This is a genomic window from Devosia sp. UYZn731, from assembly GCF_040546795.1.
Lineage (GTDB): Bacteria > Pseudomonadota > Alphaproteobacteria > Rhizobiales > Devosiaceae > Devosia.
Genome location: NZ_JBEPOL010000011.1, coordinates 95,170 through 114,381, shown reverse-complemented (window position 1 = coordinate 114,381; position 19,212 = coordinate 95,170). Strand labels below are relative to the sequence as shown.

Annotated in this window: 15 protein-coding genes, 1 tRNA gene and 1 riboswitch; of the genes, 6 read left to right on the top strand and 10 right to left on the bottom strand. The window is 63.3% G+C overall.

Translation table 11 applies throughout. From position 1 onward, the window contains the following. Positions 1-218: 218 nt before the first annotated feature. On the bottom strand, positions 219-1,427 hold the full coding sequence (metZ, locus tag ABIB57_RS23515) for an O-succinylhomoserine sulfhydrylase (RefSeq protein WP_354043676.1): 1,209 nt from the start codon (positions 1,425-1,427) through the stop codon (positions 219-221). Positions 1,428-1,465: 38 nt separating this feature from the next. Next, positions 1,466-1,543, bottom strand: a riboswitch (SAM riboswitch). Between the two features lie 74 nt (positions 1,544-1,617). On the opposite strand from metZ, the gene ABIB57_RS23510 reads away from it, so the two are divergent. Next, entirely contained in the window at positions 1,618-2,730 is a 1,113-nt protein-coding gene (locus ABIB57_RS23510) for a 2'-deoxycytidine 5'-triphosphate deaminase (RefSeq protein ID WP_354043675.1), read from the top strand. A 159-nt stretch (positions 2,731-2,889) separates the two neighbouring features. On the opposite strand, the gene ABIB57_RS23505 is transcribed toward ABIB57_RS23510, so the two are convergent. Continuing rightward, the gene (locus tag ABIB57_RS23505; protein WP_354043674.1) at positions 2,890-3,660 is read right to left on the bottom strand and encodes an SDR family NAD(P)-dependent oxidoreductase; all 771 of its coding nucleotides are present in this window, start codon (positions 3,658-3,660) and stop codon (positions 2,890-2,892) included. A gap of 70 nt (positions 3,661-3,730) precedes the next feature. After that, complete coding sequence (locus tag ABIB57_RS23500) at positions 3,731-4,204, bottom strand: hypothetical protein (protein WP_354043673.1); 474 nt, start codon at positions 4,202-4,204, stop codon at positions 3,731-3,733. A gap of 267 nt (positions 4,205-4,471) precedes the next feature. Between ABIB57_RS23500 and ABIB57_RS23495 the strand changes: the two genes are divergently transcribed. Next, positions 4,472-4,545 (top strand) — tRNA-Gly (locus ABIB57_RS23495). Between the two features lie 245 nt (positions 4,546-4,790). Here the strand turns inward: ABIB57_RS23495 and ABIB57_RS23490 are convergent. Together ABIB57_RS23490 and ABIB57_RS23485 are read right to left on the bottom strand one after the other, a co-directional pair. Next, positions 4,791-6,809, bottom strand: a complete 2,019-nt coding sequence (locus tag ABIB57_RS23490; protein ID WP_354043672.1) for a methyl-accepting chemotaxis protein — start codon at positions 6,807-6,809, stop codon at positions 4,791-4,793. Positions 6,810-7,059: 250 nt separating this feature from the next. After that, positions 7,060-7,647 carry a TetR/AcrR family transcriptional regulator gene (locus tag ABIB57_RS23485; RefSeq protein WP_354043687.1) on the bottom strand — a complete coding sequence of 196 codons (588 nt, stop codon included), beginning with the start codon at positions 7,645-7,647 and terminating at the stop codon, positions 7,060-7,062. Between the two features lie 120 nt (positions 7,648-7,767). Between ABIB57_RS23485 and ABIB57_RS23480 the strand changes: the two genes are divergently transcribed. Next, positions 7,768-8,994, top strand: a complete 1,227-nt coding sequence (locus ABIB57_RS23480) for an MFS transporter (protein ID WP_354043671.1) — start codon at positions 7,768-7,770, stop codon at positions 8,992-8,994. 173 nt (positions 8,995-9,167) lie between these two features. Here ABIB57_RS23480 and katG read toward each other — a convergent pair whose 3' ends face one another. Further along, positions 9,168-11,372, bottom strand: coding sequence for a catalase/peroxidase HPI (katG, locus tag ABIB57_RS23475; RefSeq protein ID WP_354043670.1), 2,205 nt, complete (start codon positions 11,370-11,372; stop codon positions 9,168-9,170). 96 nt (positions 11,373-11,468) lie between these two features. On the opposite strand from katG, the gene ABIB57_RS23470 reads away from it, so the two are divergent. Continuing rightward, the gene (locus ABIB57_RS23470; RefSeq protein ID WP_354043669.1) at positions 11,469-12,374 is read left to right on the top strand and encodes a hydrogen peroxide-inducible genes activator; all 906 of its coding nucleotides are present in this window, start codon (positions 11,469-11,471) and stop codon (positions 12,372-12,374) included. Here ABIB57_RS23470 and ABIB57_RS23465 read toward each other — a convergent pair. Further along, positions 12,371-13,351, bottom strand: coding sequence for an SDR family oxidoreductase (locus ABIB57_RS23465; protein WP_354043686.1), 981 nt, complete (start codon positions 13,349-13,351; stop codon positions 12,371-12,373). The two genes, ABIB57_RS23470 and ABIB57_RS23465, sit on opposite strands and share 4 nt — an antisense overlap. A gap of 196 nt (positions 13,352-13,547) precedes the next feature. Beyond that, complete coding sequence (locus ABIB57_RS23460; protein WP_354043668.1) at positions 13,548-15,431, bottom strand: alpha/beta fold hydrolase; 1,884 nt, start codon at positions 15,429-15,431, stop codon at positions 13,548-13,550. Positions 15,432-15,674: 243 nt separating this feature from the next. On the opposite strand from ABIB57_RS23460, the gene hisD reads away from it, so the two are divergent. Both hisD and ABIB57_RS23450 read left to right on the top strand, forming a co-directional pair. Continuing rightward, positions 15,675-16,967 carry a histidinol dehydrogenase gene (gene hisD, locus ABIB57_RS23455; RefSeq protein WP_354043667.1) on the top strand — a complete coding sequence of 431 codons (1,293 nt, stop codon included), beginning with the start codon at positions 15,675-15,677 and terminating at the stop codon, positions 16,965-16,967. 88 nt (positions 16,968-17,055) lie between these two features. Then, positions 17,056-17,406: an endonuclease domain-containing protein gene (locus ABIB57_RS23450; RefSeq protein ID WP_354043666.1), complete on the top strand. Its 351-nt coding sequence runs from the start codon at positions 17,056-17,058 to the stop codon at positions 17,404-17,406. 47 nt (positions 17,407-17,453) lie between these two features. Here ABIB57_RS23450 and ABIB57_RS23445 read toward each other — a convergent pair whose 3' ends face one another. Together ABIB57_RS23445 and ABIB57_RS23440 are read right to left on the bottom strand one after the other, a co-directional pair. After that, a complete protein-coding gene (locus ABIB57_RS23445) occupies positions 17,454-18,155 on the bottom strand; it encodes an RraA family protein (protein ID WP_354043665.1) in 702 nt (233 codons plus the stop codon). A 6-nt stretch (positions 18,156-18,161) separates the two neighbouring features. Next, positions 18,162-19,199 (bottom strand): cupin domain-containing protein, encoded by a 1,038-nt coding sequence (locus tag ABIB57_RS23440; protein ID WP_354043664.1) that lies wholly within the window; start codon positions 19,197-19,199, stop codon positions 18,162-18,164. Between the last annotated feature and the right edge of the window lie 13 nt (positions 19,200-19,212).

Here is a 19,212-nt window from a genome sequence, read left to right as displayed (position 1 = left end):
CAATGTTTGGGGAAGGGGGGGGGGGGGGGGGCGGGGGGGGCGCCGCGGGCCCCCCCCCCCCCGGGGGGGGGGCCCCCCCCCCCCCCCGCCCCCCCCCCCCCCCCCCCCCCCCCCCCCCCCTTCCGCGGGCACCTTCACCCCGGTAAGGCCCCCTCACCCGGCGCTGCGCGCCGACCTCTCCCCCGAAGGGAGAGGTGAGAAAGGCCTCCGCCCCTGTCTTAGATCTGATCCAACCCGTACAACAAATCCGCGATCAAATCATCGCTGGCTTCCAGCCCGACCGAGAGCCGCAGCAGGCCGGGGGTGACGCCGGTTTCCAAGCGGACTTCTTCGGTGAGGCGCTGGTGCGTGGTGGTGCGCGGGTGGGTGATGATCGACTTGGCGTCGCCCAAATTGTTGGAAATCAGGATCACGGCCAACGAGTCCGAGAGCTTGAATGCCGCCTCTTGCCCGCCCTTGACGTCGATGGCGAGCAGCGTCGAGCCGGCCTTCATCTGCCGCTTGGCCAAGTCGTATTGCGGGTGCGACTTGTGGTGGGGGTAGATAACGCGGTTGACCTTGGGGTGATTGCCCAGAACCTCGGCGATTTTCGCGGCGCTTTCGGTCATCTGGCGGACGCGCAGAGGCAGGGTTTCGAGGCCTTTGAGCAGCACCCACGCGTTGAAGGCGCTCAGCGTGGCGCCGGTCTGGCGGAGCAGCGTGTGGACGTCGCCGGTGATCAGTTCCTTGCTGCCGAGCACGACGCCGCCGAGCACCCTGCCCTGCCCGTCGATATGCTTGGTGGCCGAATAGGTGACGAGATCGGCGCCCAATTGCAGGGGCTTCTGGTAGAGGGGCGTGGCGAAGACGTTGTCGACGATCAGCTTGGCGCCATGGGCGTGGGCGATATCGGCAACGGCGGCGATGTCGACCAGCTCGAGCGTCGGATTGGTCGGCGTTTCGATGAACACGACCTTGGTATTGGGCTGCATGGCGCGGGCGAAGTTTTCGGGATCGCGGCCATCGACCAGCGTCGAGCTGACGCCCCAACGCGGCATGAAATCTTCGACCACGAAGCGGCAACCACCGAACAGCGCTTGGGCCGCAACGATGTGATCGCCGGCCTTGACCTGGCTCATCACCGCATTGGTGACCGCCGCCATGCCGCTGGCAAAACCGCGCGCGGCCTCGGCGCCTTCGAGCAGCGCCATGCGTTCCTGGAAAATATCGACGGTCGGATTGGCGAAGCGCGAGTAATTGTGCGCGCCGGGAATTTCGTTGTTGAACAGGCGTTCGGCGTGGTTCGAGCTAGGGTAGCTGTAACCTGAGGTGAGGAACAGCGCCTCGGAGGTTTCGTTGAACGCAGTGCGCTTGTCGCCGCCATGCACGAGCAGGGTTTCGGGCGCGCGCTTGCTTGGGTCGTTGAGGGGATTGTCGGCCTTGGACATGGAATGCCTTCAAACAAAAAAACCGGCGCACAAACATGCGGCCGGTTAGAACGGTCTCTTAGCAATTTATTTAAAGTGGCTGCAACCAGACCGGCCAAATCACCACTGATCGGGATGTAATTCCATTTGCCGCTTGGCGTCAATTGCGCGGATTGCTAGGGAAAGCCATCGGCATGCGGGACAGATCGCTATGAGCACGCAACAGGCTTGGCCGCAGGGCATTTTTCCGGCGCGGCTGATCGAGCAATTGCACCGGCAGGGTGCCATCGCCACGGCGCGTGAGTTCGATGTGGACCAGGTGCAACCGGCGAGTCTGGATCTGCGGCTGGGGGATACGGCGTTTCGGGTGCGCTCCAGCTTTTTGCCGGGGCCGAGCCATTCGGTGGCCGGGCGGATCGATGCGCTGAAGCTGCATGAAATCGACCTCAAGGGCGGCGCCGTATTGGAGCGCGGCTGTGTGTATCTGGTGCCGCTGCAGGAAAGCCTGGCGCTGCCGGATGCGGTGAGCGCTTCGGCCAACCCCAAGAGTTCGACGGGGCGGCTGGATGTGTTCACTCGGGTTATCGGTGATCGGGCGCGCGGGTTCGACCAGATGCCGGCCGGCTATCATGGGCCGCTGTATCTCGAAGTCAGCCCGCGCACGTTTCCGATATTGGTGCGGACGGGCTCGCGGCTGAGCCAGATGCGGTTCCGTTCGGGCGATACCAAGCTGAGCGTGGCGGAGCATCAGGCGCTGCACCGGCAGCAGACGCTGGTGTTCGGCGATCACCGGCCGGTGGACGACGGGGTGGCGCTATCGATCGACCTCAAGGGCGCCGAGCGCAATGGGCTGATCGGGTTTCGGTCCAAGCGGCATTCGTCGGTGGTGGATGTCGACAAGAAGGCAGCGCTGGATGTGCTGGATTTTTGGGAGCCGCTGACCAATCGCGGCAGCGACGAGCTGATCCTCGACCCGGATGAATTTTATATTCTGGTCAGCGACGAGGCGGTGCATGTGCCGCCCACGCATGCGGCCGAAATGGTGCCGTTCGATCCGTTGGTGGGCGAGTTCCGGGTGCACTATGCCGGGTTTTTCGACCCCGGGTTTGGGCATTCGCCGGCCGGTGGCACGGGGAGCCGCGCGGTGCTGGAAGTGCGCAGCCGCGAAGTGCCGTTTTTGCTGGGACATGGGCAGACCATCGGGCGGCTGATTTACGAGAAGCTGGCCGAGCCCCCGGATCGGCTTTATGGCTCGGCGCTGGGCTCGAACTATCAGGCCCAGACGCTGAAGCTATCCAAGCATTTCAAGCCGTATTTGCCGTAGAGCCACGAGCCTGGAAGGCTCTGTGAAGCCAATAAATCCACCACGTCATTCCCGCGCAGGCGGGAACCTATTCTTGTTGCCGGCGGCAGGATCGCCGAATGGGTTCCCGCGTACGCGGGAATGACGCCGGGGCATTAGACGGCAGGCGCCCCTGCCCGATCACCGCGCCGTCCAGCCGCCATCGATCAGCATGGTCTGGCCGGTGATCAGCGACGCCGCCGGCGATGCCAGGAACACCACGGCGCCGGCGACTTCGTGCGGCTCGCCGATGCGATGGAGGGCGGCGATGCGGTCTTCGACATCGGCCTTGAAAACCGGGTCGGACAGCGCGGGAGCGGTGCCGGGGGTGGCGATGAAGGTGGGGGCGACGGCGTTGACGGTGATGCCGTATTGGCCCCATTCGACCGCCATGCACTTGGTCATGTGGGAGACGGCGGCCTTGGCGAGGCAATAGATCGCCTCGCCGGGCAGGGCCACGAAGGCGGCTTGCGAACTCATATTGATGATGCGCCCGCTGCCCCTGGCGATCATGTGCTTGCCGGCATGTTGGGCGATGAAGAACGACGATTTGAGATTGATGCCGATGGTGTCGTCGAAGGTGACTTCGGTGAAGTCCTCGACCGGGCCCTGGCTGCCACCGCCGCCGACATTGTTGACCAGGATATCGATGCGGCCGAGTTTGGCGATGGCCTCGTCCATGGCGGCGCGCGATTGATCCAAATTGGCCGCGTCCATCTGCAGCTTCAGCACGCGGCGGCCAAGGCCAGCGATTTCATCGGCCAGCCCGCCATCGGCCGCGATATCGCGCAGGCCAAGGGCCAGGTCGGCGCCGGCATTGGCCAAGGCCAGCGCGATCGCCCGTCCCAGCCCGCGACCGGCGCCGGTTACCAGGGCGACTTGTCCGCTCAAATCAAAACTCGGTTGCTGCATGGCAATTCATCCCTTCGCTCGACGGGGATTATGGCGCACAGCAGGCCCGCATTGCCAGCGGGATGCGGCGTTATTGCACGCGCTGCTGCACCTGCCCGTTCTGGTCGCGCAGCGTGTTGGGGCCGTTGAACTGGGCCTGGGTGATGGAGCAGTAGTTGGTCACCTGGGTATCGGAAAAGATCGAGAAGGTGACGAGCACGCCGTTCTGCATCTGCGAGGCCCAGAAGCCGTGTCCGGGATAATCGGAACACATCTGGCCATTGGCGCAGACGCGAGTCTGGGTGGTGAACAGGCCGCTGGGCTCAAACGTGGTATAGCGCTGGGCGACCTGGCCGGGACTGAACTGGTTGGGGACTTCGGTGTACCAGACGCCGGTCAATTGCCCCATGGCCTGTGGATCGGCGCCGGCCTGGAACTGCTGCCAGCCCTGGCTCAGGTTCTGGTCGACATTGCCGTTCTGGTCGCGGCAGACGTCGTTCTGCGCCAGAGCCGGCATGGCGATGGATGCGGCAATGGCCGCGACGATAAAAACCCTGCGGTTCATGATCGGTGCTCCCTCCGGACCGCCCCCGGTCCTGCTGTCTGGAGCGAATGGTTCCGCAAAGTTTACTCCCCGTCATCCCCCCACAATGGGGTATGGAGCAATTCAGACCGGCGAGGGCGAGCGCGGGACGAGGGCCCAGGGCCGACCAGCTCGCAGGGCCGATATCCGATCGGACAGCGCCGGATCGCGCTTATCAAGCGCGTTGATCGTGCAAGCCATCGCGTCGCGCTTGACGCCCTGCCCCATTTGACGCATCAAGAGGCGATTGCGGGTGTAGCTCAATGGCAGAGCAGAAGCTTCCCAAGCTTACGACGAGGGTTCGATTCCCTTCACCCGCTCCATTTCCCATTTCCAGATTAGCTATGTAGCTGAAAAGGCTGCCGTTTTTTCAATGCGCGCCAGTGCCGCGACTGAACTCGGCTAACCCTACGCTACAGAGTGTGCATCAAAGTACGCTAGCTGGGTCTAGCGAACGCCGGTTCATTGGGCATGCGCTTGGAACGCGTGACTTGGCAGTCGCGCGGCGAGTTCGAGATCGTCTGGCCGATACCGATGATGATCTTGGGCTTCGGCTAGCCCGCCGCACCTAGAACTCATTCCAATCCTGGGCTATCGCCGCATTGCCTTGGGTCAGATATGCGCGCGCCGGCCGTGATTTCGACGGCGCTACCACGACGGGTGCCGTGTGGGACCCAAGCGAGCGCGGGACATCCCCGGTCGTGAACACGTCAATGATATTGTCGAGCTCGTTGGCCTGCGCCTCGGTCTGTTCTATCGCCGCATTGGTCTCCTCCACCAGCGCCGCATTGTGCTGGGTCATTTCATCCATCTGCTGCATCGCGACATTGACCTCACGGATGGCCGAAGCCTGCTCGTGGCTCTCCTGTGAGATCGACTCCAGCGCCGCGGTGTTTTCGCGGATGTCGTCGAGCATGCCGTGCAGCTTGCTGGCGGCATCCGAGACCAGACGCGAACCGCCCTTGACCTCGTTGGCCGACTGCTCGATCAAAATCTTGACGTCCGCCGATGCAGACGCCGCCGATTGCGCAAGCCGCCGTACTTCCACCGCAACCACGGCAAACCCCTTGCCCGCGTCCCCTGCCCGAGCGGCTTCCACCGAGGCGTTCAGCGCCAGCAGGTTGGTCTGGAAGGCGATATCGTCGATCAGCCCGATGATGTTGGAAATCTTGCTGGACGAGGCCGTGATGCGATCCATGGCTTCGGTCGCCTGGCCCATCACCGCGCCGCTGTCTTCGGCCGTCCGCGATACCGACTTGGCTTGGACGCTGGCGGCCTGCGCCTTTGTGGCGCTGGCCAGCACCGTCGAGGCGAGCTGCTCCATGGCCGCCGACGTCTCCTCGATGGCAGCCGCTTGCCTCGTGGTGCGCTCGCTGAGGTCATTGGCCCCAGCCAAAATTTCACCCGTCGCGGTCTTGAGCGTTCCAGACGTGCCCTTGAGCCTGCCAATGATATCGGTCAGCGTATCGGCCACACCGTTGGCGTCGGTCTTCAGCTTGGCGAAAGCGCCGGCATAGTCGCCAGTCATGCGTCGCGTCAGGTCAGTATTGGCCAATGCCGTCAGCACCTGCCCAACATCGGCGATGCCGCGATCGACGGTAGTCACCAGATTGTTGACGCTGCCGGCGAGCCCATTGAGTTCTGGATCGGGGAATTCGGTATCAACCCGCTTGCTGAAATCGCCCGCGATAGCGGCATCCACCACTTGTCCAAAGGCACGTTGCAGTTCAGCCATCATGCGCTGACGTTCCGCCTGATCGGCGATGACGCGGGTCGCTTCCGCTTCGGTCATCTGGCTGATCTTGAGGCCATTCTCGCGGAAGACTTCCACGGCCCGCGCCATGTCGCCGATCTCGTCCCTGCGGTTTTGCCCCTTCAGCTCGATATCGAAGTCATTTTGGGCCAGCGCCGCCATGTTGGCATTGAGCCCGGCGATCGGCCGACTGATGCTGCGCGCGATCAGCACACCGATGAGCAGCAGCAACAGCGTCACCCCCAGCGCGATGGCGCCGCTCGTCAGGGCTGCGCTCATGAAGATGGCATCGACCTGGGTTAGCAGCACGCCCGAGGCAATATTCCAGCCCCAGGGACGAAACACTTCGGAATAGCTGACCTTGTCGAATTCGCCGCCCTTGGGATCCTTGAACAGATAGGTTTCATAGGCCGAGCCGTTGGCCACCGCATTGGTGATCATCTCTTTCATGTAGAGCTTGCCGCGGCCGTCCGCTTCGATCGAGCGGTCATTGCCTTCCTTCTCGGGCTTGGTGGGATGCATCAGCATCACCATGTCGACGGTGTCGATGAAGACATACTCCTTGCCCTGGTAACGGAACCCGCGCAGCGACGCCAAGGCCAGTTTCTTGGCCTCGTCTTCAGTGAACTCGCCAGCTTGCGCGCGATCGTAATAGTTCTGCGCAATGCTGACGGCCCCCTGCACCACGCTCTGCAACTCGGTGCGTTTGAAATCATCAAGATTGGAGCGCAACGTATAAAGCTGGAATGCCAGCACCCCGGCAAAGCCGACCGCGAAAACGGCGATGAGGCTGTAAAGGCGACGGGCGATGCTACCGGTGAGGAGGGCTGACACTGTTGGTCTTTCTGGTTGGAGAATGACCGTTCACAGCGAAGGATAGGCCTGGGATTCTGAGTACGGCCCCGGCACTTAAGGTTCGGTAAACTACGTTGCCGCGCTGGTCTCTGGGCACGAAAATGTAGTCGAGGTCTCGTCGCAGCGCCCTCCCCGCATGCGAGCCATATCCGCTTGCGACCGGCACCGGTCGTGTTCTCGTTCACCATCAATGACGACCCCGTCGCCATCCAGCGCCGCACGCAGGGATTCAGCGCAAGCGAAGGCCTTCAAGCAAGGTGCGGAAGCTGGCCACTGCCGTAATGGAGGTTTCCTCGGGATTGTCGGAGCTGGCAATCCACGTGGCTGCGTGGCTGCTGGCGCCGTTGATCAGGCGCGCCGCGCCCTCCGTGTCGACGTCTACCAGCACCCCATCGGCCTTGAGTTCGTCCAGGCTTTCTTTCAGGGCCATGACGCAACCATTGGTGTTCGGCCATTGCGAAATGTCCCCCAGAACCGCCGGGGCATCGTGGAACATGATCCGCTGGATCTCAGGCTCGAGCGCCATCTGGATATAGCCGATCCACTCATCGACAACGCCTTGCCAGCGCGTGGGCGCGCGTCCCGAAATCTCCTTCAGGCGCGCCGTCATCTCGGCATCGATTTCCTCGATCACCGCGCGCAGCAGGCCCTGCTTGTCACCAAAGTGATGGTAGAGGGCGCCACGGGTCAGTCCCACCTCCGCGGTGAACTCGTCCATGTTCGAATCGGCGTAGCCGACGGTGCCGAAGGTGTGACGGGCCGCGGCGATCAGCTTGGCGCGGGTCTCCGCGATCATCTCCTGGCGCGTCTTTCGCATCATGTACTCCACGCTAACATACGCTTCGTATCCATATTGACATACGAAGCGTATGTGATTATCTCGCTCGCATACGTTGAGTATATGCGTGACATGCGCTGATGTTCAAGGAGCTTCCAAATGTCAAATCCCTATGCGGAAATATTCAGGGCGTCGGGCGCCAAGGGTTTTTCGGCGGCCGCATTCATCGCACGACTGCCCGTCGCGATGGCGCCAATCGGTATTATCACCATGCTGTCTCAGACTTACGGCGAGTACTGGCTGGCTGGTGCCGTTTCGGCGACGTTCGCGTTAGCAAACGCGTTTGTTTCGCCGCAATTGTCCCGCCTGGTCGACCGCTTCGGGCAGACTGCGGTCGTCGCGCCAGCGGCACTCGTGTCGGTCGCCGCCTTTCTGGTGCTGATTGCGGCGGTAAACCAGAGTTGGCCGGTCTGGACACTATTCGTGTCCGCACTGGTCGCCGCGACGATGCCCAGCATATCGGCGATGGTTCGCGCCCGTTGGAGCGAAATGTTCCGCGATCGGCCGGAGATCAACACCGCCTTCGCTTTTGAGTCGAGTGCCGACGAGCTGATCTACATCGCGGGCGCCTCACTCTCGGTCGCCCTTTCCGTGTCGCTCTTCCCGGAGGCCGGCATGCTCGCCGCCGTCGCATTCCTTGCCGTTGGCACGGCGGCGTTTCTGCTGCAGCGGTCGAGCGAACCAAAGGTGCGGGCGCTTGACCATAATGCCCCGCGGGGCTCGGCTATCTGGCTGCGGCCGGTTCAGATCATCACGCTGGCACTGGTCTTCGTGGGGGCGATATTCGCCACGGCCGAAGTGACGTCGGTCGCCATCACGAAGGAACTCGGCCAGCCGGGTGCGGCCAGTCTTGTCATCGGCGTTTACGCGGTCGGATCGTTTGTGCTCGGCCTCGTCCTCGGCGCGATCAATCCAAAAATGCCTCTCCGGCGCCAGATGCTGATCGCTGTCAGCGTTCTCGCCCTGACTGCCCTGCCGTTGTTGATTGCCGATAGCTCCGTCACGCTTCTTGCGGTAGCCGTCTTCTTTAGCGGTGTCGCCATCTCGCCGACCTTCATCACGGCCTTCGGCCTGATCGAGCGGCGGGTTCCGGAATCCATGCTGACCGAAGGCGTTACCTGGGTCATGACCGGCATCGGTATCGGCATGGCGATAGGCTCACTCGTGTCGGGCTGGGTCGTCGACAACTACGGCGCACAGAACGGCTTCTGGGTCTCTGTCGCGGCGGGTGCGGCAACTGTCCTGACTGTGGCGCTCGGGCAGAGTAGCCTCTGCGAAAAGCAGACTGAGGCCGTCGCGGACAAACAACCTCAACCGGCCGAGTAATGGGATCTGCAAACGCGGTCATTCGATTTCAAAGCGACGCCGCGAGACGCTCGCGGACGGCCGCCTCGGCAGAAGGGGCGGCTTGATTGGGGGGCAATGATCGAAGGATTCTGGCCCGGCGAACTCGCCGGGCCAGAATCGCGTGAGTGGCTCTTGCGCGTGCGGTGGAGGCGCTAGCGCAGGTCGAACCGGTCGGCGTTCATCACCTTGACCCAGGCCGCGACGAAGTCCTTGGTGAACTTGGCCGATGCGTCCGACTGACCGTAGATTTCGGCCAAGGCGCGCAGTTGCGAGTGCGAGCCGAAGATCAGGTCGACACGGGTGCCGGTCCAGCGCAGCTCGCCGCTCTTGCGGTCGCGCCCCTCATAGACTCCTTGCTCGCCGGCCTTGGGCGACCACACCGTGGCCATGTCCAGCAGGTTGCGGAAGAAGTCGTTGGTCAGGGTTTCCGGCCGCGTGGTGAAGACGCCATGCTCGGAGACGCCTGCCTTGAGGACGCGGAGGCCACCCACCAGCACGGTCATTTCCGGCCCCGTCAGGCGCAGCAGTTGGGCTTTGTCGACGAGGGACTCCTCGGGCTCCATGAAGGCACGCGGGGTATAGTGGTTGCGGAAGCCATCGGCGCGCGGCTCGAGCGCGGCGAAGGAAACGATGTCGGTCTGGTCCTGCGAGGCATCCATGCGGCCTGGCGTGAACGGCACGACGAGATCCTGCCCGGCGGCCTTGGCGGCCTGTTCGATGCCCACGCCACCGGCGAGGACGATCAGGTCGGCGAGCGACACGGTCTTGCCGAACGCGGCCTTGATGGCTTCGAGCTTGGCCAGCACCTTGGCGAGTTGCGCGGGCTGGTTGACGGCCCAATCCTTTTGCGGGGCAAGGCGGATGCGGGCGCCATTGGCGCCACCGCGCTTGTCCGAGCCGCGATATGTGGCGGCAGAGGCCCAGGCGGTGGACACGAGTTCGGACACCGTCAGGCCCGACGCGGCGATCTGGCCCTTGAGCGCCGCGATATCGGCATCATTGACCAGTTCGTGATCGACGGCCGGGATCACGTCCTGCCAGATCAGGTCTTCGCTGGGCACTTCGGCGCCCAGATAGCGCACCTTGGGGCCCATATCGCGGTGGGTCAGCTTGAACCAGGCGCGGGCGAAGGCATCGGCAAACTGGTCGGGATTTTCGAGGAAGCGGCGCGAGATCGGGCCGTAGGCCGGATCGAACCGCAGCGCCAAGTCGGAAGTGAGCATGGTGGGGCGATGCTTTTTGCCGGGCACGAAGGCGTCGGGGATGACCGCATCGTCGGTTTTGGCCACCCATTGCTTGGCGCCGTTCGGGCTGGCCGAAAGCTCCCACTCGTAGTTGAACAGGTTCTCGAAAAAGAAGTTGCTCCACTGGACCGGCGTCTGCGTCCAGGTCACTTCGAGGCCCGAGGTGATGGCGTCGGGACCGATACCGGTGCCGTGCTTGCTTTTCCAGCCCAGGCCCTGGTCTTCGAGGTCGGCGCCTTCAGGCTCGGCGGCGATCAGGGACGGATCGCCAGCGCCATGGGTCTTGCCGAAAGTATGGCCGCCGGCGATCAGCGCCACGGTTTCCTCGTCGTCCATCGCCATGCGGCGGAAGGTTTCGCGAATGTCGCGGGCCGAGGCCAACGGGTCCGGATTGCCGTTCGGGCCCTCGGGGTTCACGTAGATCAAGCCCATCTGCACGGCGCCCAGCGGCTCGCTCAGCTCGCGCTCGCCCGAATAGCGCTCGTCGCCCAGCCAGGTGCCTTCGGGACCCCAGAACAGCTCCTCGGGTTCCCACACGTCAGCGCGGCCACCGGCGAAACCGAAGGTCTTGAAGCCCATGGATTCGAGCGCGACATTGCCGGTCAGGATCATCAGATCAGCCCAGGAAATGGCATTGCCGTATTTCTGCTTGATCGGCCAGATCAGCCGGCGCGCCTTGTCGAGGCTGGCATTATCGGGCCAGGAATTGAGCGGGGCGAAACGCTGCTGGCCCTGCCCGGCGCCGCCGCGGCCATCGGTGATGCGATAGGTGCCGGCGCTGTGCCAGGCCATGCGGATAAAGAGGCCACCGTAGTGCCCGAAGTCGGCCGGCCACCAGTCCTGCGAATCGGTCATCAGGGCGGTGAGGTCCGCCTTTACCGCCGCGAGATCGAGCGTCTTGAACGCCTCGGCATAGTCGAATTCCGCACCCAGCGGGTTGGACAGGGCCGAATTGCGGTGCAGCATCTGCAGGTCGAGCTGCTTGGGCCACCAATCGCCATTGCCGTGGCGGGCCTTGGGGTCTTTTCCGGCCTTGCCGCTATGGTCGACCGGGCATTCGCCAGCACCGGCGCTCGCGGTGTCGTGCGGATTGGGGGCGTGGGGATCGCTCATGTGAGGCTCCTATTGCTGCTGCTGGCGCGGTTATAGGAGCGTGACTTCCATTAGGCCAATCGATAAATCTTGGCGGGTCGATAGGATAAAATTATAATGCCGATTTCGCTGAAGCAGATGCGATATGCGGCGGCACTCGCCCGCCACGCCCATTTCGGCCGTGCCGCCGAGGCTTGCGCCGTGTCCCAGCCGGCGCTTTCCCAACAGATTTCGGCGTTGGAGGACCTGTGCGGCACCCCGCTTTTCGACCGGCTCAAGAGCGGGGTTCAACTGACGCCGTTCGGGCGCCGGTTCGTCGAAATGGCGCAGGCGACGATCGAAAGCGCCGAGGCTCTCGATGCCTTTGCGCTTGGCCATGGCGGCAGCCTGAACCGGGCACTGCGGTTCGGGCTTATTCCCACCGTCGCGCCCTATCTGTTGCCGGAAATTTTTCCCGCGCTAACGGCCAGCATGCCAACGGCCAGTTTCACCATCAGCGAGAATCGGACCGAGGCGCTGATCGCGAGCCTTGTCGATGGCAGTCTCGATATCGCCCTGATCGGCACCGAGCCGCCGGAGAACGGCCCCAAACTGATCAGCCGCGCGCTGTTCCGGGACGCGTTCGTTTTGGCCACCAGCCTAGGGGAAGCGGTCGATGGCCCGGTCCAATTGGACCAATTGGCGCCCGAGCGCATCCTGCTGCTCGACGAGGGCCATTGTTTCCGCGATCAGACGATCGCGGCCTGTCGATTGGACCGCCATCCTGGCGCCCGCGCGTTTGCGGCGACGTCGCTGTCGACCATCGTGGAATTCGTGGCCAATGGGCAGGGCGTGACGCTGCTGCCCCAGATTGCCCTGCGCAAGGAGGCCGACGCGCGCATCGCCATCCACGCTATCGCGCTACCGGAGCCCAGCCGCATGCTGTCGCTGGTGTGGCGCGCCGCCAATCCGCTGAGCCCGGTCTTCGAACGCATTGCCGAGGTGATCGAGCAAAGCCGTTCGAAGCCGGAGCGCCTAGTTTAGCCCAGCGCCGATTGCGCCGCGCAGATGCGATCGACCAGGGCGTCGAACTCGCCCTTTGGCGGGCGGTTGGCAGCCAGGCGGCGTTTGAGGTGCGCAATTGGTTCGGCGAGGATTTCGTCGAGGCTTTGGGCGCAGGTGAAGTCGCCAGCGACGCCTTTGACCTTGGAATTGTCGAAGATCGCCGTCCAGGCCTTGTCGCCGGTCAGCGGGCCGATCCATTCGGGATTGTAGCGCACCAGGGTGTCGGTGGGCACATGGACGATCTTGGCTTCGACGCCGAGCAGCCGGCCAATGGCCGTCTGGATGTCGTTCCAGATATGGGCATGGTCATTGGTGATGTGGAACGTATCGTTGAGGGCCGCCGGCTTGCCGAACAGGCCCACGAATGGAACGGCGAAATCGACCGACCGCGTAAGTGTCCAGGGGGTATTGCCGTCGCCGGCGACGATGGTGGGCTCGCCATCGAGCATGCGTCGCGCCATGACGTCGCTGTCGCCCATCATGATGGGCAGGCCGGTGCGCACCGTATGGCTGGGACGCACGATGGTCCAGGCCAGGTTGCTGGACGCGATGAGCAGGTTTTCGCAGGCGATCTTGGCCTGGCTATAGGGCCAGTATGGGTTGATGGCAGGCGTGTTCTCGGTGATCACGTAATGGCGCGCGGGCTTCTCGTAGACGGAGGCCGAGGAGATGAAGATGTATTGGCCGCAATGGCCGGCAAACACCTCGATGTCACGCGCCATTTGGTCGGGCGTGAAGACGATGAACTGGCACACCACGTCGTAATTGGCCTTGGCCAGATCGGCATAGTCCGGCGAGGTCAGGTCGCCCACGATGGAGGTGACGCCGCCCGGCAGCTCATCCGGGCGCTTGCCGCGATTATACACCGTTACCGCATGCCCCTGGGCCACGGCCCGCTCGACGCAGGGATAGGAAATCTGCCCCGTGCCGCCGATGAAAAGTACGTTCAATGCCAGTCTCCTCGTTTCCCGCCTAGCGCGCGTGTTAGCGCCAGTGTTCACAATGGAGGCCGGCTTGTACAGCCTTTACAGCAGACGCAATCTGGCACGGTAGTGGACGGTGGCGTTGATCACTGGCAGGGCAGATCGAACTGAGGCGCAGAGGCCTTGCGCGGTCGGTGGCTGCCTTTCAGACAGCCACGCGAAATGCAGGTCAGGCCGCTCCGTCACCGAGTTGCGCCAGCTTGATCTGGGTCAACAGGCTCAATTCGTCATAGACGTTCCATTCATCGACGATCTTGCCATCCTTCCAGTGATAATGGGACATGCCCATCACCTGCAGGCGTTTGCCCGTCGGATCACCCAGCTCGCCCAGAATGCCATAGCCGAGATGGTGACCCTCCATGATCCAGCGCACCGCAACCTTGGTGCCGCCCTCTTCGCTGGGGTTTGACGAGACATATTGGGGCTCGAACGAGGCATCGGGGATCGAACCGATCAGCCCCAGATGCTGGTGGATAATGGCGGCGACGCCGTAGAGCTCCTTCATCAGCGGGCCGTGGTACTGCGCGGTGGGCGCATAGACTTCGGCGATCTTGCCGAACATGCGCTTGGTGAACACCTCGTGCAGCATTTCGAGCGTCTGCACTTCGATGTCGTTATGCGCCAGCGCGGTATCGGCTTTTTCGGGCGGCGGGGTTTGGCCCAGGAAGCGGCGGTTTTCACCGATGTCGAGCGAGATCAGCCCGGCGTCGAACTTCGACTTGGCGGTGCGGGCGGCGAAATGGTTGGGATCGAGCCCCAACTGCTTGATGATTGCCATCTGATCGGCGACCACCCATTCGCGATAGATCTTGTTTTTAAAGATCATGCAGTCGGCGATGGTGCGTGAGACAAACGGCTTGCCGGTCGGTTGGCCCAGATGGCCATATTGGGTGTGGCGGCCCGAACCGGTGACCAGATGCGAGGTATAGAACCCGTCCACGTCATTGCCGTTCCAGATCACCTGAGTGGCCATGCCGCGGCGTTCGGGGAAGGATACCAGCCGCTGGATGGTATCGCGGACGACGTCTTCGCGATTGTAGATCGTGCCAGTGGTGCCATAGAGCACGCAATTGTGGGTGTAGTGGGTGTAGATCAGCCCGATGTCGCGTTCGTCCCAGATCTTGTGGGTGCAGCGCACGATGTAGTCGACGATATCGGTATAGATGTCGTCGAAGCCGTCCATCGATTGGACGCGGGTGCGATTGGTGGGGGCCAGTTCCGGATAATCGCGGCGTTCCACCTGCAATACGGCTTCGCTCGGGGCGATCGCCGAGCCGCCATTGGCGTGCTTGTGGGTTTCGGTCGGGCTCATGATGGCTCCTGTCTGCAAAGGCTGAATGGGTGAAAAACTATCGGTCTGCCGCAGCCATTCGCGCATATGACGCGCCATGGCGGCAGGATTTTCAAGCGGGGCGAAGTGCCCGGCATCCGGAATGGTAAAAAACTGCGCTCCGGCAATGCCCGTCGCCAGTTCTTCCTGCGCCGGGAGCGGGCAGATGCCGTCATGCTGGCCGGCCAGGATCAGGGTTGGAACATTGATCGCGCCAAGGCGGGGCCGGCTGTCGGCGCGCTCGATGGCCAGTTCGGACTGGGCGGCCAGGACCTCCGCCCCCGCATCGCGGGCCATCGCCAACACCGTCTGCCGCAGGGCAACATTGTCCCGATTGGACGGGGCCACCTGCGTTGGCCAGGCGTCCAGCACATAACTATCCAGGCCCTCGGCCCGACCTTTAGCCACCGCGGCGCGCCGGATTTCGGCATTGCCCGGCAGGTCCGGCCGTGGCGTGGCATCGATCAATGCCAGCCGCGCTATGCGCTCAGGCGCCTGCGCGATCATTTCCAGCGCGACAATGCCGCCCAGGGAAAATCCCGCCAGCGAAAACCGCTTCGGCGCCTCGGCGAGAATGCGATGCGCCATCTCGGCCGCCGTTGTCGCGCCCGTCATGGCGATGACCTGCATGTCGGGCCGGTCGAGCTGGTGCATCAATGGCGCAAACAGCCGTGCATCGCACAGCGTGCCGGCGAGTAGCAGCAAGGGCAGGTTTTGGTTCACGAAACGCCCGCAAACTGGGGAATTTTTGTGGAAAATCGGCGCGACATGATGGGCGCTGGGGTCCTGTGGGGTCAAAATGCAATGCTCGGCAAAAAACACTGGCAAATATTGAATACGTATGCAAGATCAATTTTCGACGTTTCGGACGTTTAGAACGTGTTCATCGATATGGCGTTGGCCACCACCGCCTCCATCGATGGACCGAGATTGCAGCAGAGCCGCCGGCTCGCATTCGGAGTTGCCATGACCCAAACCAATCCCGCCCCCTTTGCCGGCGTGCATTACCTCAAGGCGCCCGAGCGCTCTTCGATCGGCGACAATGCTCCGGTCGAAACGCTGGTCAGCGAGATCATCGCCAATGTGCGCAAGAATGGCGATGCGGCGGTCCGCGAATACTCGGTGAAGTTCGACAAGTCCGATATCTCGGTGTTCGAAGTCACCCAGGCCGAGCGCGAGGACGCGCTGGCAACGCTCGATCCGCAGACCCGCAAAGACACCGAATTTGCCATCGAAAATGTCCGCAAATTCGCCAAGGCGCAATTGGCCACTATCCTGCCGCTGGAGGTGGAGACCCTGCCCGGCGTCCATATGGGCCACCGTGTCATCCCGATCCAGCGCGTCGGCTGCTATGTGCCGGGCGGCCGCTATCCGCTGCTCTCGGCCCCGATCATGACCATCGTTCCGGCCAAGGTCGCGGGCGTCGATGAAGTCATCGCCTGCCTGCCGCCCAATGCCCACAAGGCGATGATCGCCGGCTGCCACTTGTCAGGTGCCGACCGCATCTTCAAGATCGGCGGGGCTCAGGCGATTGCCGCCATGGCGTACGGCACCGAGAGTGTGCCCGCGGTGAACAAGATTGTCGGGCCGGGCAATGCCTTCGTCAACGAGGCCAAGCGCCAGGTCTTTGGTCCGGTTGGTATCGATCAACTGGCTGGTCCGTCGGAGATTTTCGTCGTCGCGGACTCCACCGGCGATGCCGAGATGATCGCCACCGACTTGCTGGCGCAGGCGGAGCACGACATCCGCACCCGCGTCGGCCTGATCACCACCGATGCTGCGCTGGCCGCTGCCACCTTGGCTCAGGTTGAAGCGCAACTGGCCACGCTCTCCACCGCCAACGTCGCCGCGCAGGCCTGGCGTGACTACGGTGAAATCACCGTCTGCGACAGCGAAGAAGCCATGATCGGCTATTCGGACCTGATCGCCGCCGAACACCTGCAGGTCCATACTGCCGACCCAAAGGCCATGGCGCTGAAGCTGCGCAATTACGGGTCGTTGTTCATCGGCGAATTGGCCAGTGTGGTCTATTCCGACAAGTGCTCGGGGACTAACCATACCCTGCCGACCATGGGCGCCGGAGCCTATACGGGCGGACTGTGGGTCGGCGCCTATGTGAAGATTGCCACGCATCAGTGGCTGGATGAACGCGGGGTTGCGGCGGTTGCGCCACCGGCCGCGCGGCAGTCGGCAAGCGAGGGGCTTGAGGGGCACCGCAGGGCCGCGCAGTTGCGGCTGGATCGGATGCAGAAGGCCTAAACCCGCAGTCAGCATACCTCTCCCGCTTGCGGGAGAGGGGGACCACGCATAGCGTGGTGGAGAGGGGTGCAACACACGCGAGGGCAAGGTGCGGGCGCCGGACTTTATTCGCGATCGAGCCAAAAGCCTGCGTCGCTCGATGACCGCGCCTGAGAAAACGCTGTGGTTCTTGCTGCGGCGTAACAGTCTCGGGCTACATTTCCGCCGCCAGCACCCGGTGGGTCCGTATATTTTGGACTTCTACTGCGCCATGGCAAAACTGTGTGTTGAAGTCGATGGACCTGTTCACGATCATCAGGCGGATCACGACAACCGCCGCACAGCCTGGCTGAACAAGGAAGGCATAGCGGTCATCCGCTTTTCAGCTGCGCAGCTGGAAAGTCAACCGGCCATGGTCGTTGCTACCATTGCTCGTGTGGCTCCCCCCTCCACCGCCTGAAGGCGGTCCCCCTCCCCCGCAAGCGGTGGAGGAATGTCGACTGCGAGCTATGTAATTTTGTCGGCTTCCAGCCAAGCGGCCCTCAGCTTTTCCACCGTAAACCCGGGGGTGCGGGCGGCGGCCAGGATCGGCACTTCCTTGCGCATGACCACGTCGATAGCCCATTCCATGCGCTCGATATGCTGGGCCGGGATGACCACGCCGCCGTGCCGGTCTGCATGCACCAAATCGCCCGGCTGCACGGTCATGCCGAACACCGTCACCGGGCAATCGAGTTCCGTCACATGCACGAAGGCATGGCTGGGTCCGACCGCGCCAGCGATCACCTGGTAGCCCTCGTCGAGCATGCCGAGGTCGCGCAGCACGCCATTGGTCAGCGTGCCGGCAATACCCAGGCCCTTGTGCTGGGCCACCTGCATTTCGCCCCAGAAACCGCCGATGACATGGGGGTAATCGGTATCCTCAATCACCACCACATTGGGACCGTCGCCGCCGGCGACGTATTCGTAATACTGCATCCGCAGGGCGCGCACCTCGGCCGCGGGCTTCTGTGCGGGCGATGAGGCGCGGATCCTGGCGGTGCGGGCAAAGCCCACCACGGGTGGCAGGCTTGGATCGGCGCAGACTACCGGGGTCTTGGTGAAGCCCTCCGCCGTCCGCCCGCCCATGACGTGTTCGAGGGCATTGCACACGGTGGGGGTATCGGCCTTGCGCAGGGCGGCGAGGACTTCGGCGGAAATGGTGGGCATGGACTTTTACTCAGCTGCCTGAGCGGTCGCGAACTGCGGCGCCGCCGGGGCGGCCGCGCCACGGATGACGAAGGCGATCGCATCGGCCGAGGCCGGGTTGCGGAAGCCGTGCACCAGCCCGATCGGTACGGTCAGCGTATCGCCGGCACCCAGGATCAGCGCGCCATCGGCCCAGTTGAACTCCAGCGTGCCGGACTGCACGAAGATCACTTCCTGCTCGGCACGGCTGTGCTGGGCGACGCTGGCGCCGGTCTCCAACTTCAAACGGCGCAGCGCGAAATCATGCTGCCAGCGACCGATGATCGGGCCGGCCTTGAAGCCATCCGCCGCGTCGACATCGCCGATCAGCGCCGCTTCTTCGACGCCTTCGCCGGCCAGCGGCGAGTTGGGGTTGCCGACCATTTTCGTATGCGGCACATAGTATTGCGACAGCTCGGACATTGGCGGCGTGGCCAGTTCCTTGAGCTTTTCGGCAGTTGGGGGTTGTTCGAGCTCGGCGCCTTCGGGGACCTTTTCGCCCAGGGTGGTATCGATCAGCTTGCCGCCCTTGAGCAGCTTGAGGCCGAAATCCTCGGCCATCTTGAAGACCGATGGGGCCCAGACCACCTTGCCGGGATCGTCATGGCCGAGCACCACGGCGAGGAACCCGGTCCCCTCGTCGCGCTTTTCGAAGCCGCGGAACATGTGGGTGGGCACGGTGGCGACATCGCCCGGCTCGACATCGAGATAGCCTTCGTCCTTGTTGGCGCCGAAGACGAACCGCCACTTGCCGCTATGGACCAGGAAGGTCTCGGCAGTCAGGTGCGAATGCTGGGAATTGGTGCAGCCGAAGGGCTGGCGGGCGGCTCCGAAATTGAAGCCGTGGGCCTCGGGAATATGGACGACCTGCGCCTTGTTCTCGCTGACGCCGGGTCCGATGATGGTGAAGTTCTCCTTGCGATCGGAACCCGGAGTACGGGCGTCGATGAAGGCGTTGCGCAGGCCCTTGAGGTCTGCATAGCGCACCAGGCGCTTTTCCATTTCAGCTTGGGTCCAGGTTGTCATGGCAAATCCCTTT